Source organism: Njordella calcicola, assembly GCF_056494125.1.
In genome coordinates, this window is the sequence record NZ_CM151396.1 from 2,349,047 (window position 1) to 2,365,113 (window position 16,067).

The following is a 16,067-nucleotide window of genomic DNA, read 5'->3' on the forward strand; positions in this document are numbered from 1 at the left end:
GTTCATTGGCACCATCATCCTGCGGCCCAAGTGGACTGTTCCTAGGCTGTCGCGTTGATTTGCAATGTCAAGAGATCTACGCCTTTTTTTGAGCGGAATCGCGGAAATAAATGTTTCGCTTAAGAGTCGCTGGTTGACCTTGGTCATTCTGCTCAATCATGTTTATAATCGCCCGGTGCGCCAAAACGAGCGACGGGCGGATTCTTCCTGTCGCGCTGTGAAGTGTACCCCAATACTAAAGTCCAGAATTCCACTTGTAGCAGTTTGCCGAAGATTCCTAGTGAAGATGCCAACTTATTTTCATTGCGGCGATTCAGTTACTTCGAAAGCGAGGGTTTGAACGGTGCTGTCGATTCGGCCTAACGTGGCAGAGCATTGCTTGGTGCTATTGTCCCGGTCAGTTCATCCCGAATTGTTCCGTTTGTATCGCACGCAACATATTCAACGCAGCAACTACAAAGTGCGGCTGGATATCACGAGCGAAGGACACATCATTACTTTCAGCAGCGGTCCTATGACGCTGTGTGAGGTAATCGCTTCACATAATCAACCCTTGCCCCAACGACGCCAAATCATCGGGCAACGGGTTACCGAGCAGAATCATTTCGAGACCGATAGCAAGAACATCGTGCGCTACGAAACGAACTTCTCCGTCGAAAATGCTTCCCGCGAGCTTTTCTGGAAAATTCAGGAGCAATTTGGTCGCTGCGATGGCGATCATGAACTCTTGCAGGTTTTCAATACCAGCGGACGTGTCGCTTTGGGTGCAATCAGCTACATGCACGTCGAACAACGCGCAAAGCAACTGACGGTGCAAGCGTTTCACACCTTCCCGGACGAATATGCCATCCTCAAATCGGTTTCAACTTTTACCGTAACTCGCTAGCAGCCATACACACGTGACCGGCAGGCAAACGCGATTGGCACTGCCCGCCCTGCGACGAAATTTTGACGTTGATCTTTTGCGGCATGAGGGAATGTGCCTGACGGTATTTTATGAAACCCACGATCGTTTTTTGCTATCCTTTGCAGAGCCACCACCTCGCTTGGCTTCGCGACTCTTTCCCGGATGCTGAACTCATCAATGCAGGGCAAGAGAATATCGCTTCGGCGATCTTCGAAGCGGATATCTTTGTTGGTCACGCAAAGGTGCCTGTAGATTGGGATGCCGTGGTCCAGCAAGGTCGGCTTAAACACATCCAGTCATCTGCAGCCGGGCTTGACCATTGTTTGGTCCCTTCCGTTATCGCTGCTCCCATCACAGTCTGCAGTGCTTCAGGGTTATTCGCCAATCAAGTCGCGGAGCAAACTTTTGCTTTGCTGTTCGGCGTGTTGCGATCGATACCGACATTCTTTCGTCAGATGCAAGCTCGCGATTTCACACGACGACCGACAGCGGACCTCCATGGACGACGAATCGGGATTGTCGGACTTGGCGGAAACGGTCGGCGGTTGGTCGAAGTGCTCGCTCCTTTCCGTTGCGAAATCAACGCGGTCGATTATTTCCCAATCCAAAAGCCTGAAGCGGTCAAGAACCTATGGGCACCTGACAAGACCGCTGAACTAGCGGCGATGTCAGATATCTTAATTCTGACCTTACCGCTGAACGCGCACACCGAAGAAGCCATCGACCGTACCGTCTTTCAAGCGATGCCTCAAGGCAGCCATTTTATCAATGTCGCTCGAGGCGCCGTGGTCCACGAGAATGATTTGATCGACGCCTTGAGCTCAGGGCATCTAGCTGGTGCAGGCGTTGATGTAACCGCTGTAGAGCCATTGCCCGAAGAGTCTCCCCTATGGAGCTTGCCGAACGTATTGATCACGCCGCACGTGGGGGCTCAAGCCGCCAATCGCGTCGACGATACCACGCGCTTGGTCTGCTACAACGTCCGCAATTATTTGGATGGCAAGCCGCTGTTGAATATTGTCGATAAACAGCTAGGCTTCCCACGACCTGAGGTGCAAGCGATCCTCAATCACCAGTGGCCAAAGCTCTATCCGCTTGGCTAGCGAGCTTGGCGCTGGAGGAACTCACGCACAAAGATTTCTGCAGCTAGATATCGGTATCAACCAAGTCGAGACCATCTAGCACGAGACCAGTCGCTTGGGCCTTATTCAACACGTAGAAGTGTATACCTGGCACACCGCGTTCCACCAGTTCTCGGACTTGGTTGCGAGCTTGCTCCACACCGACTTGGAACTGCCAATCCGGCGCGTCATTTTCCCGAAGTCGGTCAACGAAGTCTTGGGGAAGTGCCGCTTTGCAAAGCGAAGTGATGCGTTGTATCTGAGCGAGATTTGTAACGGGCATGATTCCGGGCACGATAGGAATGTTGATCCCAATCGCTTGGCAGTTATCGCAAAACCGGAAGAAATCTTCATTGTTGTAAAACAGTTGCGTCACAATGATATCCGCCCCTGCATCGACCTTGCGTTTTAGATTCAGTAGGTCTGTTTTAGCATCGACCGCTTCTTGATGCACTTCCGGATAACCGGCGACTGCAATACCGACATCAGCGAACTCGCTACGGATCATACTGACCAGTTCATTGGCATATCGTAATCCGCCTTCGGTTACAACAAATTCCGTTTCGCCCTTGGGGGGATCGCCTCGCAAGGCAACAATGTAGTCTACGCCCACTGCCTTGGCTCGTCGCATATAAGTTCGCAAGTCATCCTTGGTCGATCCGACGCACGTCAAGTGAGAGGCGACGGGACAGCCAGTAAGTTTTTTCACCTGCTCAATAATTTGCAGCGTACGATCTTGCGTTGAACCACCTGCCCCGTAGGTGCAAGTAAAGAAGTCAGGCTTGTAACGTTGGAGTTCGGCAACAGTGGCCAATAGATTTGCAACGCCGTCGTCTGTCTTGGGTGGGAACAGCTCGAACGAAAGACCACGCCGGCCGGGGGAAAAGAACTTCGCTAAACTCATGGTTTCCAAAACTGCCTTGCATTAAGATGAATGAACTCGATCATTTTAGTTGGATTATCCGTAGGCGCGAACGCCAAAATCACTAGGAAATTGTTTGTTTGCGGAGTTTTCCAAGTTGTGAATAACGCGAATCCCTATTTGCCGCCAGAGACCGAACGTCATTTGAAGCCCTTTCGTCAACGGCTTCGAAATGCGATCTCCCGTTCATGGAAGGCCTTCCGCACCGGTATGGTCACGCAAGGGCATACATATGGCGATTACGTTTATGCGTTTTTCTTGATACTGATTTCGATCCCAATCTTGTTCTCAGCGGTGATGTTTGTCGTGGTCGTAATCGTAGGATATTTAGGTTGGTTTATCATGTGAGTTTTGCCAGCCCAATATGGCATCTTGCGAGTCGCGGCTAAATATGCGAACCTGCAAGCTTTCCGTTTCCTTGATGGCCCAAGAGGCAGAACACGCATGACTATTGGATTTGGTATCATCGGCACCGGTATGATCGCTCGATTTCATGCTGCAGCGATTAAAGAGATTCGAGGTGCAAAGCTGATTGGCTGCTTCAATTCCACGCCAGCGAAAGCGGAAAAGTTCGCGGCCGATCAAGGCTGCATTGCGTACTCGACCTTAGAGTCTATGCTCGATAACGCGGACATCGATGTCGTTACGATATGCACACCCAGCGGCGCTCATTTGGAGCCCGGCGTCGCGGCCGCTAAAGCGGGCAAGCACGTGTTGGTGGAAAAGCCGCTGGAAGTAACTTTGGCTCGATGCGACAAGCTGATCGAAGCTTGCGATAAAGCGAACGTGCAGTTGGGGACAATCTTTCCATCGCGGTATCATGCTTCGTCGCAAACATTGAAGTCTGCGATCGAGAAAAATCGCTTTGGCACCATCTCGCTGGCTGACGCTTATGTAAAGTGGTATCGCACTCAACAATACTACGACAGCGGAGCTTGGCGGGGGACTTGGAAATTGGATGGTGGTGGTGCGCTGATGAATCAAGCGATCCACACCGTTGATTTGTTGCTGTGGATGATGGGAAGTGTCGTCGAAGTCAGCGCCTATACGGCAACTCGCTCGCATGAGAATATCGAAGTCGAGGACGTCGCGGTCGCGACACTGCGGTTCGCCAGCGGTGCCCTGGGGGTAATCGAAGCAACCACTGGCGCGTTTCCTGGGTCGCTCAAGAAAATTGAAATCGCGGGAAACCAAGGGACTGCCATTCTCGAAGAAGAAGACTTGATCAAATGGCACTTTGCCAAGCCAACTAAACAAGATGAAAAGATCGTGGCCGAATTGTCTTCGAAAACCAAGACCGGGGGCGGAGCCGGTGATCCAGCGGCCATCGGCCATGCCGCTCATCGAGAACTGTTCAAGGATTTCTTGGCGTCGATTAAGAAAGGTGAGCCATCTTCGATTGATGGCAAAGAAGGACGTCGCAGTGTTGAGCTGATTTTAGCGATCTATAAATCTGCAAAAACAGGAAAAATCGTAAAGCTGCAATAACGACAGCATAGACGGGCATATAAACTGTATATATGACCCTCCACGGCAAATCTGAACCAGCTCCCCAAGACGAACATGCGACCGACGCACAGGGCGATTTCGTAGAATCGCTGGGTGAAGCTCCAGATATGCAGACCATCGATGTGCATTTGACGCAATTCACTGACCCCAAAAAGACAGCGGTGAATTCGACTGGTCAGATGGATTTTGACGTCGCCGATAACCTCGAAGTCAACGTCCCGCCACTGACGGTTCGTTTGGCCGGCAAAAGTTTCGGCGAGTACACTATCGAAGGCCCGATCGGGCGCGGTGGTATGGGACAAGTCTTTCGTGCCCGCCATCGGATGATGGATCGCCTAGTTGCACTGAAAGTTCTACCCGACGATTTTGCTTACGACCGCGAACTGGTAGATCGCTTCTTTCTCGAAGTCAAGTCGTTAGGAAAACTTCTACATCCCAACATTGTGACCGCATTCGATGCGGGACAATCCAATGGCTTGTATTATTTGGTCATGGAACTGATTGAAGGGCAATCGCTGGCTCAGTATGTGTCCAATGAAGGACCTTGCTCGGTCGAAAAAGCGATCGACATCATTCGGCAAGTTGCCAACGCATTGGCTTATGCGCACCAACGGGGACTTATCCACCGTGATATCAAACCCAGCAATCTAATGATTACCCCCGACGGTACGATCAAGGTTCTTGATTTCGGATTGGTACGGTTGGCTGGTCGCGATGCTGAAAATGTAGCAGACCAACAGCGACGCTTGATGGGGACCGTCGAATTCATGTCACCTGAACAGATCCGCCATGCTACAACTATTGACCAACGTTCCGATTTGTACTCGCTAGGCGCGACATTGTTCTACCTGTTGACTGGCCAACCGATGTTTACTGGAGAACCAGTGCAGATCGCAATTTCGCATTTAAACGAAACGCCACCCATGTTGATCGAGATACGTGGTGACATTGATTTGCGTTTAGACGGCATGTTTCAAAAGCTGGTCGCTAAGAATCCCGATGACCGATTCGCTTCCGCTCGTGATGTCTTAGCTTTTATCGATACGAACAATTTGCTTACCAAGTCACATGCTGCTGGAGCAGCCACGGTGTCGATCGCTCGCGAGTTGGGTAAAAAATTGTTTGAGTACCCCACGAAGAATTTCGGTAAGCAATCGACAACACGTCGTGAGCTTGGTGCGTTGGGGATTGAGCTGGGTATGCTACAGTCACAAGCGGCAGGTTACGATCCAGCAAATCGTCTGCAGGCGATCATGCTGGAGCGCAATCAACCCGAGTTACGCAATATATTATGGAGTAAGCAAAATCAGATCTTGTATGGAGAAGCGGCCGAAGAGGCACGCAGTCGCGAGCCAAGCTACGCTTTCCACAGTTTACAACGTTGGCTCGGATTGCAACGCATCGATCGAGAGTTCAGCGGTCGAGTGTGTCCGCCTGAAGTTATCTTGGCGGCCTTTCTGCACCAAGTTGCTCAACGGGCTAGACCTGTCGTTCGCAACCTGTCGCATGCCGTCATCACGATCCCATCCAGCTATGACCAGTTGCGTAGACTAGCAATCGCCAGTGCTTGTCGCATCGCGGGACTTGAGGTACTGCAACTACTGGACAAGCATTTGGCTGCTGCGCTAGCGAGGATCGAGCCGCAGGATATGTCTGCGAAACAAGCCAACAACGCGGGTTCGAGTCCACTCAATACTAATGCAACGGCGGTTGGTGACCCGATCCGCCATTTCATCGTCATGACACTAACCGGTAGTGCTGCGGAAGTGGCTGTGGTCCGCATTGAGGGCAAGCGTGCTCAGACATTAGCGAGCGCCGGCGACTGGCAGCTTGGTTTGCTTCGTTGGCAAGCTCGATTGGCCGACTACTTTTCAGTCCAGATTCATGAGAAGACGAAACTGCACGTCCGCGAAGATATCAATGTCGCCGCACGAGTTCAGCGGTTGGTCGAGCGAACGCTGCAGTCGGTACTTGCCAACGGTGCGACTATTGCGAGACTCAAACTGAAGGGAGTAAGTTTCGAATGGAAGATCACTTTTGAAATGCTGGCAGCGTTCTGTAAACTGGAACTCGAAGCCTTTGAAAGATTCACGAAACTGGCGATCGAACGATCAAGAATCGATGTTCGAGAAATCGATGAAGTGCTATTGATAGGGGACGCTTTGCAAGCAACCGAGCTTAAAGCCAAACGTTTGCAGTTGCTCGACCGCGAAATTCCCGAAGTAATCGTTTCGCAAAGTGAACTTGCCCGCGGAGCTGCGATTCAAGGTAACTTTTTGCTGCCCCCTGGAAATCCAGATGGTCCAAACGCTCATGGGGTCGTCCCGACCGACATTGGTATCGCATTGCGACTCAAGAAGCAGTTCATCAACGAGCCGCGAGTCCTACTGCGCCGCGATACGCCCACGCCGACCAGCCATTCTCGGACCCTGCGACTGGATCGCCCCCCCGTGGATGGTCTGGCTTTGCACTTTCTCGAACGACCGCGTTTGGATGATGCAGAGTGGAGCCGATTGTCCTCTGCGGTCATTGAGAAAAGCTTCCCTCTGCTCGCACAGCAAGACCCACTGCAAGTGCGACTGCGTGTTGATCATTCCGGGATGTGGTCAGCGACTCTGACCGATGTGACCCGCAATGAGTTGCTACATGTTCCAATCATCGGTAATTATAGTATGACCGATGACCAGATTGCCATCTGGAAGCAATGGCTGGAAACCGAGTCGTTATGCAATTTGTAACGAATCGCGCCGCCTGAAGATCTGCTTCAATCGAGAGGAGTGCAGGAAGCTACCAGACGAAATTGGCCGCGTCGAGTTTCGATTCACCATCCCATCGATAAGCGCACAGAAACCCTCCCTTGGCAACACTGTAATCGAGACAAGCCACATTGCTGGCAAGCAAACTTGGCTGCTCTGCACGCAGCCAGTAGTGACCAAGGAAGACCGGTCGCTCATGCGGTAGATACGGCTTAGCGGCCTCAATCGTTTGATCATCGACCAGCTCTTCACAGACCACTGAACCACTGTCGAACGCATAGTCCTTGTAAGTTAAGCCGCCGGGTGCCAAATACCAACGGACGCGACATCGATCACGCTGGTGGCCATCTTTGTCAGTCAGCGTTATTCCCAGAGGCAACTTCACCTCTTTGCCTTTACAGATCACTTCGACATCGCTAAAAAGTTCTCCGCTGGGATGGCAAGCTTTTTCGAGAAAAGCGTCATCGATTCGTGTGAGGGGGTGCAGATGTGGCAGAAGCTTGGTCATACTCGCTTCGTCCCAACAAGCATGCACCACTCGAAACTCGGGCGTTTCTATCCATAACGGAAGTGTTCGGAACCACTCCAAATATTCATCCAGCTCTACTTTTGAAAGCTGATCTAAGGTTGCCTGATGTTGACGCGTGTTCTTTTCATTGCGATCACGCAAGAATAAATTGGGATCGCTGGAACTGCGGGTCTGAAACGCTAATGCGTTCAACTCGTGGTTCCCGAGGATCGATAAAGCGGCACCCGCTTGCACCATTCCTTTCGCGATCTGCAAGACGCGACGGATCTGTGGCCCGCGATCGATAAAATCACCTAAGAAGATAACTTTCCGCGACGGATGATGATAGACGCCATCAAGTTGGATATAGCCAAGTTTCTGGAGGAGTGATTCAAGGGCATCGGCATGGCCGTGAATATCCCCAATGAAGTCATACATGGACGAGCTCTTGCTGTGCGGCAGGTAAAGGAGTTCCGATTAAATTGTTCTAACGTGCCACCGGTATGATGCAAGGGCGTTGTGCCTCGCAGTGAACATTATCGCAAGAGAAAAATCGCACGTCTTAAAATCTTCAGTCATGAAAACCAGTTTTGATGAACTACTCCTTAGACTTTTCGTTGGGCGCAACTAGATCGGCTTCCGGTGGCCCATAGATGCGCTGACCACAGTGGCGAAACCTGCCTCCATGTACGGGACAATCCCACGTTTGTTCGGCTGAGTTCCAATGCACCACTCCTCCCATATGAACGCAGCGAGGGTTTCGCAGGTGCAGCTTCCCAGCGCGATCTTTACATATAGCGGTGAATTTGCCATCAACCATTCCTACTTTGCCCTCGCCTGCGGAAAGCTCACTGGGGTCCAGGCGTCTTGCGGGCAGCACACGTTCCGCATAGTTTCTCGCGGTGGTTAACTGCTCCGATACTGTTTCCAAAACCCCATGCATTCCGAATCGCGAAGGTGATAGCTGATCGGCCAGTGGTACATCTTCTTGCCGAATCATGCGAGCAATCATCGAACCTGCAGCCGTTCCCCACGTTAGCCCTACGCCGCTCAGTCCTGTTGCCAGCCAAACGTTCTCTTTGCCAGGCGCTTTCCCGATGATAGGCATCCTATCCGAAGGCTCAAACAGCTCGGCGCTCCATTGCTGCAGTACCTCAATCACATCGAAATGCGCGTAAGCATACTTCAACAATTCGTTGAACGCGGCTGTTGAATCACCACAACCCGTGCGATGATCGCAGCCTCCGATGATTAAGGTGTTCGGGTCACCGGATTGAGCTCGACGAATATAAAAGTATGGATCACTGGAATCCCAGTACAGTGCGTCTCGCGTTGGATTCTTTACTCGGACCGCTATGACATAGGACTGATACGGCGGCGTCTGAAAGTAGACTCGCATCGCATCGGTGTAATTACAGTGGACTGCGCAAACCACATGATCGAATTGGATTTTCGCTCGATTCACATCTAGCTCTTCTGGTTGGTTTTCCACCGGTCCACTGACGAGCGATTGTTCAAAGATCGTCCCCCCCTTCTCGATCACTCGGTCCGCCAACGCATTCAAATAAGCCATGCATTGAAAGCGGCCCATGTTTGGGATTTCATAACCGTATGCGGGAAAAGGAAGTCCCAGGGACTTATGCCACATAGGCTGCAGGCCGAGCGTATTGGCGGCGACATACTCTTGTTGTAGATGGCCCGTATCGCTTGCATCTTCCGAGTAATGAAAACCTGACACAGTCGCAAAATCGCAGCGCGTACCTGCTCGCGATTTCACGGTCTCAATGGCCTGAAGACGGTACTGAATGTACTGCTGAGCGTCGGTTTCCCCTAACGTCTTCAATAGTTTAGTGGTCCCCATTTCCGGATGAGCTTCAATATGGCCAGTTGAACCTGCCGTAGTTCCCGCTCCGATCGTCAAAGCCTCTAAAACGGTGACTTTAAATCCGCGATCCAATAACTCGATTGCCGTGGATAAGCCGGTAATCCCAGCTCCAATGACCGCAACCTGCGTCTTGTGATTCGACTCCAACTTTGGAAAGCGTTGCTGCAATGGGTTTTGCTTAATCCAATAGGAATGGTGAGTCGCCAAGGCGTGCGGGTTCGTTGATTCAGCGTGGGATGGGTGCATGGGATCGACCACTGGAGGAGCATCGAGTATCTGGGACTATCCCGGGACTGCGAGCAGATGATATGCCCAACACTGCCAATGTAAGAAATTCGACTACGTCATCGTCGGGCTTCAATGACGCCACAATCTCTTTCACGGTCTTACTCGCGTGCAAGCAGTGCCTAACTTGGTTATGAAAGTCTGATTGCCAGCGCCCGAAATTATCATTGACATAGATGCAAGGGAGCTGACAGGCTTTCGCGCGGTCCTTCAATTTTTTGATGTTCGCGGCCGCAATTTTTGCCGCCTCCAAGATTTCCGAATTCCCCGGAAAATCGAAATCGTTGATGACGTCGATTAGCAACAATGCTGACTTCGGGTTCTTATCCACCGGCATTCTCGAGTACGGATCACAACGGTTCGATCTTACCAAACTACTTCAGGATGCTCTCTCAATACTGCGACAGGAGCGTGCATATCGTAGGAAGAACAATTGTAGGAAAACCGGTTGCAAATCGTATTCCATTGTTTCAGCGGCCCTTAACGGGACAGGAAGAATCGTCATGATCGGATTCTTTCATTTTTTCGCACCATTGCGACCTTCGCTGTAAGAACTTTGGCAATATTCTGCAAGGGGGCACGGAACCCCGCTTATCAAAACCTAGCCTTGTTTTGATCACGCCTAGGCAGAAAAACTAGGCTTTGAGGTTTCGATATTAATTGATTGAGTTCAAACATGCATCGCCGAAAACAGTTGCTAGTCGCTGATGAAGTCCAACATTCTTTGCTCATGCGGGTTACCCTGCACTGGGTCTTGTTCATCTTTGCCAATACCTTGGCCATCGCGATGTGGATCTATTGGATTGAGTTACCGCTAGCGAGTGCTGCGGAACGCCAAGCGGCTTTGATTCGCATGTGTGTCCCCATGTTGGCCTGCTCGTTGATCGTTGTTCCTGTCTTCTTATATGACATTGCAAAACTTTCGAACCAGTTTGCCGGCCCAATATTGCGTATTCGCAACAGCTTGATGAGCTATTTGGAAAAGGGTGTTATCGACCCAGTCAACTTACGAAAGAACGACTTCTGGCAGGCGTTAGCTAATGACTTCAACCGATTGGTCCAAACGAACAACCAATTGCCAGAGAACACCACTGCAACCAAGCCTAACGAAAACTATCCAGAGGCTTGATGCGAATGTACAAACGCTTGTTTCCCTTAAGTTTGCGAGTCAGCAAGCCGCGTGGCAGACAGTCACTGCGTAATCGCACCGGCGCAGCGCTGGTTGAATTCGCGATCTGCTTACCTGTGCTGGTTTTAATCATCCTAGGAAGTATCGAAGCGACTTCGGCCGTCTTCGTGCGCCAAGGCATGGTCATTGCGGCTTATGAAGCTGTACGCGAAGCGATACGTCGCGATGGCACGACTACTGATGCAACAGGACGAGCCGAAGAGGTCTTAGCCCAGCGTAAAATCAGCTCTGCAACGGTTCGCATCATCCCGAATAACTTGGCCGCCATCAGAAGCGGTGATGAGGTAACGGTGGAGATCGTCGCGGGACTGAAAAACAACAGCCCCTTTTTTGGTCGCATACTTCAAGACCGAAGCGTGACCGTTTCCACCACCATGGTGCGTGAATAATAGTCCGACAAATTCCGATGCGGACTAACGATCTATTGAACACTTTGACTTTCGAGATTTGGCTGTGAGAAACAAAACGAATCAAAAACGAATCCCAAGCGAACCTTTGACGAATCGCCGTCGCGGAGCAATGCTGGTCTTAGTCGCATTGATGATGTTCGGATTCCTGGTTACCGCTGCTTTTTCTGTCGATGTCGCTTACATGCATCTGGTAAAAAGCGAACTCCGCTCGGCAACCGATGCGGCCGCTAAGGCTGCAGCAGAAGAATTGGCACGCAGTCAAAGCACCGACTTGGCAGCCGCCAAAGGAATCGCGATCGGCCAAAAGAATCTCGTTGCGAACCAACCTTTAGTACTCACTCCAAGCGATTTTTCCTTCGGAAACTCGACTCTACAGGCTAATAACCGTTTCGAGTTTTCTTCCAGCGGTTCACTCATCAACTCTGTTCAAGTTCGCGGTCGGCAGACGTCGCAGTCCCAGTCGGGCAGCATCGGGTTGTTCTTTGGACGGCTCATGAAGACAGCTAGTTTCTTACCCGAAGAAGTATCGACGGTCACGTTCCTTGAACGCGATATCGTTTTGGTCGTCGACCGATCGGGTTCGATGTTGGTAGATAGAAAGTTTGTCTCGCTTCAGAATGCGATCACCGTGTTTTTGAATCTGCTTGCTGACTCACCGACTGAAGAACGCGTCGGCCTAGCCTCATATTCGACACTAGCGACCGCTGACGTTGCGATCACTGATAATTTGCAATTGATTCGAGATGCTATGGCTAGAATGCCAGTCACTGGATTGACGAATATCTCCGGTGGAATTGATTCAGGACGATCCATCTTTCGAACTGGCGCTCGATCCGAGGTCTTTACGGAGCGGACCATGATCCTGCTAACCGATGGTCTCGAGAACCAAGGACGTCGGTCGGTGGCCGCTGCCAGAGATGCAGCTCGTGAAGGAATCATCATTCATACGATTACCTTCGGCCGCGACGCTGATCGAAACACGATGCGCCAAGTTGCCGAGATTGGACGAGGCCAGACCTTTCATGCGGATAATGGCGCACAACTAGAACAAGTTTTTCGAGAGATCGCCAGCAGCTTCACCACCGTCATGACACAGTAGAGTTTAAGTTGCGTGAAGGTAAGTCCGAATGCGTTTGCGATCCTCGTATCATTAGAACATGAACATGAAACACTTAGTTGCTCAGAGTAAACATCGTCGCGGGGCGGTCACGGTAGAACTAGCATTGACGATCAGCTTAGCTTTCTTCTTCTTCTTCGCAGCGCTTGAGTTTTCGCGCGTTGCAATGCTTCGGCATACTGTTGAACATGCGGTCTATGAAGGAGCGCGAAGAGGGGTGATTCCTGGTGGCACAGCCGCCGACGTGGAGAATGAAGTTGCCCGTGTCCTGCGAACCGTTGGAATCCGAACTAGCTCGACGGTTGTTACGCCCAGTAATATCGTGCTGAGCACACCTGAGGTTGAAGTTGCGGTAGAAGTTCCACTCGCGGGCAATTTGTTCTTACCCCCGCTGTTCTTCAAGGATCGCGTGCTACAACGCAGTATTCGTTTGCAGCGCGAAACCCAAATGAACAATTTCTAAATGCCAGCTACGTTTCAGCTTCAATGACTTGTGCTGAAAAGCGAACCGATGTTTTCTGTTCTACATTCTACTCACACCACTGCCATCGGCTCCTCGCTTAGTCCTGACTTTTTGTGCAACGTTTCAGATGGCAGTTCGCCAAAACACTCTTTGTAGATTCTCGAGAAGTCACCAAAATGCCAAAAACCCCAGCACAAGGCTTCTTTCGTAACAGTGGTTGACGCCGGAGTTTTCGCTTGCAGACTCTGACGAACTCGATGCAATCTTAGCAGGGTCAAAAAAGACATGGGTGTCATCCCTAGCACTCCCTTGAAGGCATACTGCAAGGTCCGTTCGCTTACACCCGTGGCTTTGCAAATATCAGCGACGTGGATTCGTTCCCCAAGATGCTTATTCGCATACTCTTGTGCCCTCGCCACGATTTGCCCGTGCGTTTGATGGGTAAGATCGTGCAGCGATGGCTCGTATTGCTTTGAATGTTCCAAAGCACAAAAAAGTTTTTCTATCAACTCCGTCTGAGCTGCGAACTGTACTTGAGGAACGTCGAAGACTTCAGGTTGTTGGCTGGCAATGTTGATCAGTCGTTGTCCCCAAGCATACAACTCGCGACAGCCTGAGGTTGTCGACGTAACTAATTCAATCTTCTGTGGTATTCGGAAAGTCGCATCGTGATGCCAACGAATCGCGTGATCAAGAATCATTTCTGGAGGCATCAGAATAGCGATACTCTCATAGCCTGCTGCTACCACTAACTCAACTTCGATACCGGGTACACTTGCCAATATTTGTCCAGGGTTAATCGGTATCCCATTCACTTTGCCAGTAGATGTTGGCGAAAACAACGTGTATCCGACAAAACCTGCTTGTAAACTAGTCCGCGCTCGCACTGCAAGATTCGTCGAATGGTAGACAATTTGGCATTGGCCAAGTCGGACAATAACCCGCTTTGCTCGAAAAGTTGCAGGACTCAGCTTCAATACATCCTGCTTGAGCACTTCGATCGACTTACCCACCAACGTTGGATCGTTGAGTTCGGTAATTGTGACAGTTGGCAAAGGCCGAAGAGTGTCGGTATCAGGTGAGCGAAACGAAGTTTTCACGGTTTGCGGAATTTCGATAGACGGAAGGTGGAGCTAAGGAGAATATCTAGGCCTGGGTGCATTCCGAAATCAAGAAACAAAGAGGGGTTTCTGACGTGTTGAACCATCGGCTAACAGTTTCTTGTGTTGTCATCGCGACCATACTCTCAAGCAGTGTTTCACAATCAAAGGCTACGGATCGACCAAGCGGCAAGCCAAACATTCTTTTGATCGTAGCCGATGATATGGGGTACGCAGATCTTGGGTGTTATGGTGGCGAGATCAATACGCCTAGTATAGATGCTATCGCAGCGCGAGGTTTGCGGGCGACCAATTTTTATGTGGCTCCAAGTTGTTCACCTACGCGGTCCATGTTGTTAAGTGGAACCGATAGCCATGTTGCTGGGATTGGCAATATGGCGGAATGGATCGGTCCAGCGCAGCGAGGAAAGCCGGGCTACGAAGGCTTTCTTAATAACCGTGTTGCAACGGTGGCCTCCAGACTGAAGGATGCGGGGTACCGCACTTGCATGGCTGGCAAATGGCACTTGGGGGAAAAGCCCGAACAGTGGCCTGCAGCGCGGGGGTTCGAACGCGATTTGGCTTTATTGCAAGGTGCTGGAAGTCACTGGTCCGATATGCTGGGACTGCTTCCATCAGAGCCGAAGGTGACGTTCACTCGAAACGGGCATCTCTTGGATAACCTTCCATCGGATTACTATTCTTCTAAGAACCTTACTGATTTCATCATCGAGAGCATTGATTCGAGTGCTCCAGACAGCAAACCGTTCTTTGCCTATCTCGCTTACCAAGCTCCGCACGGTCCTTTCGCTATTCCTGAGGATTGGATTGACCGTTGCCGTGGAAGGTACGATCAAGGTTACGATGTCATCCGCAAGGATCGCTTGGAACGCCAGAAGGCGCTTGGAATTGCAAACGCCGATGCTGTGACATTCCCCAGGTTGCCGAATATCCCTGCTTGGGAATCGCTGACCATTGATCAGCGCCGACTGGCGAGTCGCAAGATGGAGATCTACGCCGCTATGATCGAATACATGGATGACCAGATCGGAAGGTTGATCGATCATTTAAAAAAGACCGGCCAATATGACAACACCCTGATTGTCTTTATCTCCGATAATGGGGCGGCCGGTGAAGACATGGCCGAACTGGTTACGAAACTCGCTCCTGCAGCGAAAACTTGGTTCGATAACACGTTCGATAATCGACCGGAGAATTGGGGTAAACCTAGTTCTGCAATCGAGTACGGTCCGTCTTGGGCTCAGGTTAGCAGCGTACCGTTTCGCCTTTTCAAAGGTGTGGTAGCGGAAGGTGGTATTCGCGCTCCGCTGATCGTCGCCGGCCCCGGTGTCCAGCATGGTGGGACAGTTAACGACGCGTTGCTACATGTTATGGATATCATGCCGACTTTTCTTGAATCGGCAGGCGTCCCAATTGCGCCAGAAACAAATGCGAACGATGTTGCGTCGCTTCAAGGAAAATCGATGTGGCCACTGTTGTCGGCAGCAACCAAAGCAGTGCGAACGGAAACTGATTGGCTTGGTTGGGAACTCTTCGGAAACCGAGCGATCCGACAAGGGGATTGGAAGCTGCTTTACTTGCTACCAGCGGCCGGAGGGACCGGCGAGTGGCAATTGTTTAATCTCAAAGAAGACCCTGCCGAGTTGCATGATCTATCCGCCAGCCAGCCCGAGAAACGAGCGGACCTCATGAAACTGTGGGACGAATATGTCCAGCGAAATGGTGTGATTGTTTCTGAGGCCGGTCCGTTTGCTCGCCGCGAACCTTAGTTCCCGAACGCTGAATCAGCCGGCACGCGTTAGCGTCCGGTTAGGGACACAACCGGGGGCTAACGCCCTTCGGCTAATTTTGGTGGTTACTTGCCTTACGAATCG

At 51.1% G+C, this 16,067-nt stretch carries 15 protein-coding genes; 10 read left to right on the top strand and 5 right to left on the bottom strand.

The features are described from left to right. The first annotated feature begins 343 nt into the window (after positions 1–343). Complete coding sequence (locus SH302x_RS08820; RefSeq protein WP_479368367.1) at positions 344–886, top strand: DUF2617 family protein; 543 nt, start codon at positions 344–346, stop codon at positions 884–886. A gap of 110 nt (positions 887–996) precedes the next feature. Beyond that, on the top strand, positions 997–2,010 hold the full coding sequence (locus tag SH302x_RS08825) for a D-2-hydroxyacid dehydrogenase (RefSeq protein ID WP_479368368.1): 1,014 nt from the start codon (positions 997–999) through the stop codon (positions 2,008–2,010). A gap of 43 nt (positions 2,011–2,053) precedes the next feature. Here the strand turns inward: SH302x_RS08825 and metF are convergent, their stop codons facing one another. Beyond that, on the bottom strand, positions 2,054–2,932 hold the full coding sequence (metF, locus tag SH302x_RS08830) for a methylenetetrahydrofolate reductase [NAD(P)H] (protein WP_479368369.1): 879 nt from the start codon (positions 2,930–2,932) through the stop codon (positions 2,054–2,056). 30 nt (positions 2,933–2,962) lie between these two features. Here metF and SH302x_RS08835 point away from each other — a divergent pair, with 30 nt between their 5' ends. The 3 genes from SH302x_RS08835 to SH302x_RS08845 all read left to right on the top strand — a co-directional run bounded on the left by SH302x_RS08835 (position 2,963) and on the right by SH302x_RS08845 (position 7,197). Further along, positions 2,963–3,298 (top strand): hypothetical protein, encoded by a 336-nt coding sequence (locus tag SH302x_RS08835; protein ID WP_479368370.1) that lies wholly within the window; start codon positions 2,963–2,965, stop codon positions 3,296–3,298. 96 nt (positions 3,299–3,394) lie between these two features. After that, on the top strand, positions 3,395–4,438 hold the full coding sequence (locus tag SH302x_RS08840) for a Gfo/Idh/MocA family protein (protein ID WP_479368371.1): 1,044 nt from the start codon (positions 3,395–3,397) through the stop codon (positions 4,436–4,438). A gap of 32 nt (positions 4,439–4,470) precedes the next feature. Next, on the top strand, positions 4,471–7,197 hold the full coding sequence (locus tag SH302x_RS08845) for a protein kinase domain-containing protein (RefSeq protein WP_479368372.1): 2,727 nt from the start codon (positions 4,471–4,473) through the stop codon (positions 7,195–7,197). A gap of 49 nt (positions 7,198–7,246) precedes the next feature. Here SH302x_RS08845 and SH302x_RS08850 read toward each other — a convergent pair whose 3' ends face one another. The 3 genes from SH302x_RS08850 to SH302x_RS08860 all read right to left on the bottom strand — a co-directional run bounded on the left by SH302x_RS08850 (position 7,247) and on the right by SH302x_RS08860 (position 10,224). Then, positions 7,247–8,161, bottom strand: a complete 915-nt coding sequence (locus SH302x_RS08850) for a metallophosphoesterase (protein WP_479368373.1) — start codon at positions 8,159–8,161, stop codon at positions 7,247–7,249. A gap of 160 nt (positions 8,162–8,321) precedes the next feature. Next, positions 8,322–9,854, bottom strand: coding sequence for an FAD-dependent oxidoreductase (locus SH302x_RS08855; RefSeq protein ID WP_479368374.1), 1,533 nt, complete (start codon positions 9,852–9,854; stop codon positions 8,322–8,324). Then, positions 9,835–10,224, bottom strand: a complete 390-nt coding sequence (locus tag SH302x_RS08860; RefSeq protein WP_479368375.1) for an isochorismatase family protein — start codon at positions 10,222–10,224, stop codon at positions 9,835–9,837. Before SH302x_RS08860 ends, SH302x_RS08855 begins: the two co-directional genes overlap by 20 nt. A gap of 345 nt (positions 10,225–10,569) precedes the next feature. Between SH302x_RS08860 and SH302x_RS08865 the strand changes: the two genes are divergently transcribed. From SH302x_RS08865 to SH302x_RS08880, 4 genes are all read left to right on the top strand, one after another. Further along, entirely contained in the window at positions 10,570–11,022 is a 453-nt protein-coding gene (locus tag SH302x_RS08865; RefSeq protein WP_479368376.1) for a hypothetical protein, read from the top strand. A 5-nt stretch (positions 11,023–11,027) separates the two neighbouring features. Continuing rightward, the gene (locus tag SH302x_RS08870; RefSeq protein ID WP_479368377.1) at positions 11,028–11,471 is read left to right on the top strand and encodes a TadE/TadG family type IV pilus assembly protein; all 444 of its coding nucleotides are present in this window, start codon (positions 11,028–11,030) and stop codon (positions 11,469–11,471) included. Positions 11,472–11,535: 64 nt separating this feature from the next. After that, positions 11,536–12,591, top strand: a complete 1,056-nt coding sequence (locus SH302x_RS08875) for a vWA domain-containing protein (protein ID WP_479368378.1) — start codon at positions 11,536–11,538, stop codon at positions 12,589–12,591. Between the two features lie 64 nt (positions 12,592–12,655). Then, positions 12,656–13,072 (top strand): TadE/TadG family type IV pilus assembly protein, encoded by a 417-nt coding sequence (locus SH302x_RS08880; protein ID WP_479368379.1) that lies wholly within the window; start codon positions 12,656–12,658, stop codon positions 13,070–13,072. Positions 13,073–13,143: 71 nt separating this feature from the next. Here the strand turns inward: SH302x_RS08880 and SH302x_RS08885 are convergent, their stop codons facing one another. After that, a complete protein-coding gene (locus SH302x_RS08885; protein ID WP_479368380.1) occupies positions 13,144–14,172 on the bottom strand; it encodes a helix-turn-helix domain-containing protein in 1,029 nt (342 codons plus the stop codon). Positions 14,173–14,267: 95 nt separating this feature from the next. On the opposite strand from SH302x_RS08885, the gene SH302x_RS08890 reads away from it, so the two are divergent. After that, on the top strand, positions 14,268–15,962 hold the full coding sequence (locus SH302x_RS08890) for an arylsulfatase (RefSeq protein ID WP_479368381.1): 1,695 nt from the start codon (positions 14,268–14,270) through the stop codon (positions 15,960–15,962). The last annotated feature ends 105 nt before the right edge of the window (positions 15,963–16,067 follow it).

What these genes read in the sequence shown, in the direction of transcription:
- SH302x_RS08835 (WP_479368370.1), top strand. Translation starts at nt 2,963, where the DNA reads ATGAACTCGATCATTTTAGTTGGATTATCCGTAGGCGCGAACGCCAAA.
- SH302x_RS08880 (WP_479368379.1), top strand. Translation starts at nt 12,656, where the DNA reads ATGAAACACTTAGTTGCTCAGAGTAAACATCGTCGCGGGGCGGTCACG.
- SH302x_RS08870 (WP_479368377.1), top strand. Translation starts at nt 11,028, where the DNA reads ATGTACAAACGCTTGTTTCCCTTAAGTTTGCGAGTCAGCAAGCCGCGT.
- SH302x_RS08840 (WP_479368371.1), top strand. Translation starts at nt 3,395, where the DNA reads ATGACTATTGGATTTGGTATCATCGGCACCGGTATGATCGCTCGATTT.
- SH302x_RS08865 (WP_479368376.1), top strand. Translation starts at nt 10,570, where the DNA reads ATGCATCGCCGAAAACAGTTGCTAGTCGCTGATGAAGTCCAACATTCT.
- SH302x_RS08845 (WP_479368372.1), top strand. Translation starts at nt 4,471, where the DNA reads ATGACCCTCCACGGCAAATCTGAACCAGCTCCCCAAGACGAACATGCG.
- metF (WP_479368369.1), bottom strand. Translation starts at nt 2,932, where the DNA reads ATGAGTTTAGCGAAGTTCTTTTCCCCCGGCCGGCGTGGTCTTTCGTTC.
- SH302x_RS08855 (WP_479368374.1), bottom strand. Translation starts at nt 9,854, where the DNA reads ATGCACCCATCCCACGCTGAATCAACGAACCCGCACGCCTTGGCGACT.
- SH302x_RS08825 (WP_479368368.1), top strand. Translation starts at nt 997, where the DNA reads ATGAAACCCACGATCGTTTTTTGCTATCCTTTGCAGAGCCACCACCTC.
- SH302x_RS08850 (WP_479368373.1), bottom strand. Translation starts at nt 8,161, where the DNA reads ATGTATGACTTCATTGGGGATATTCACGGCCATGCCGATGCCCTTGAA.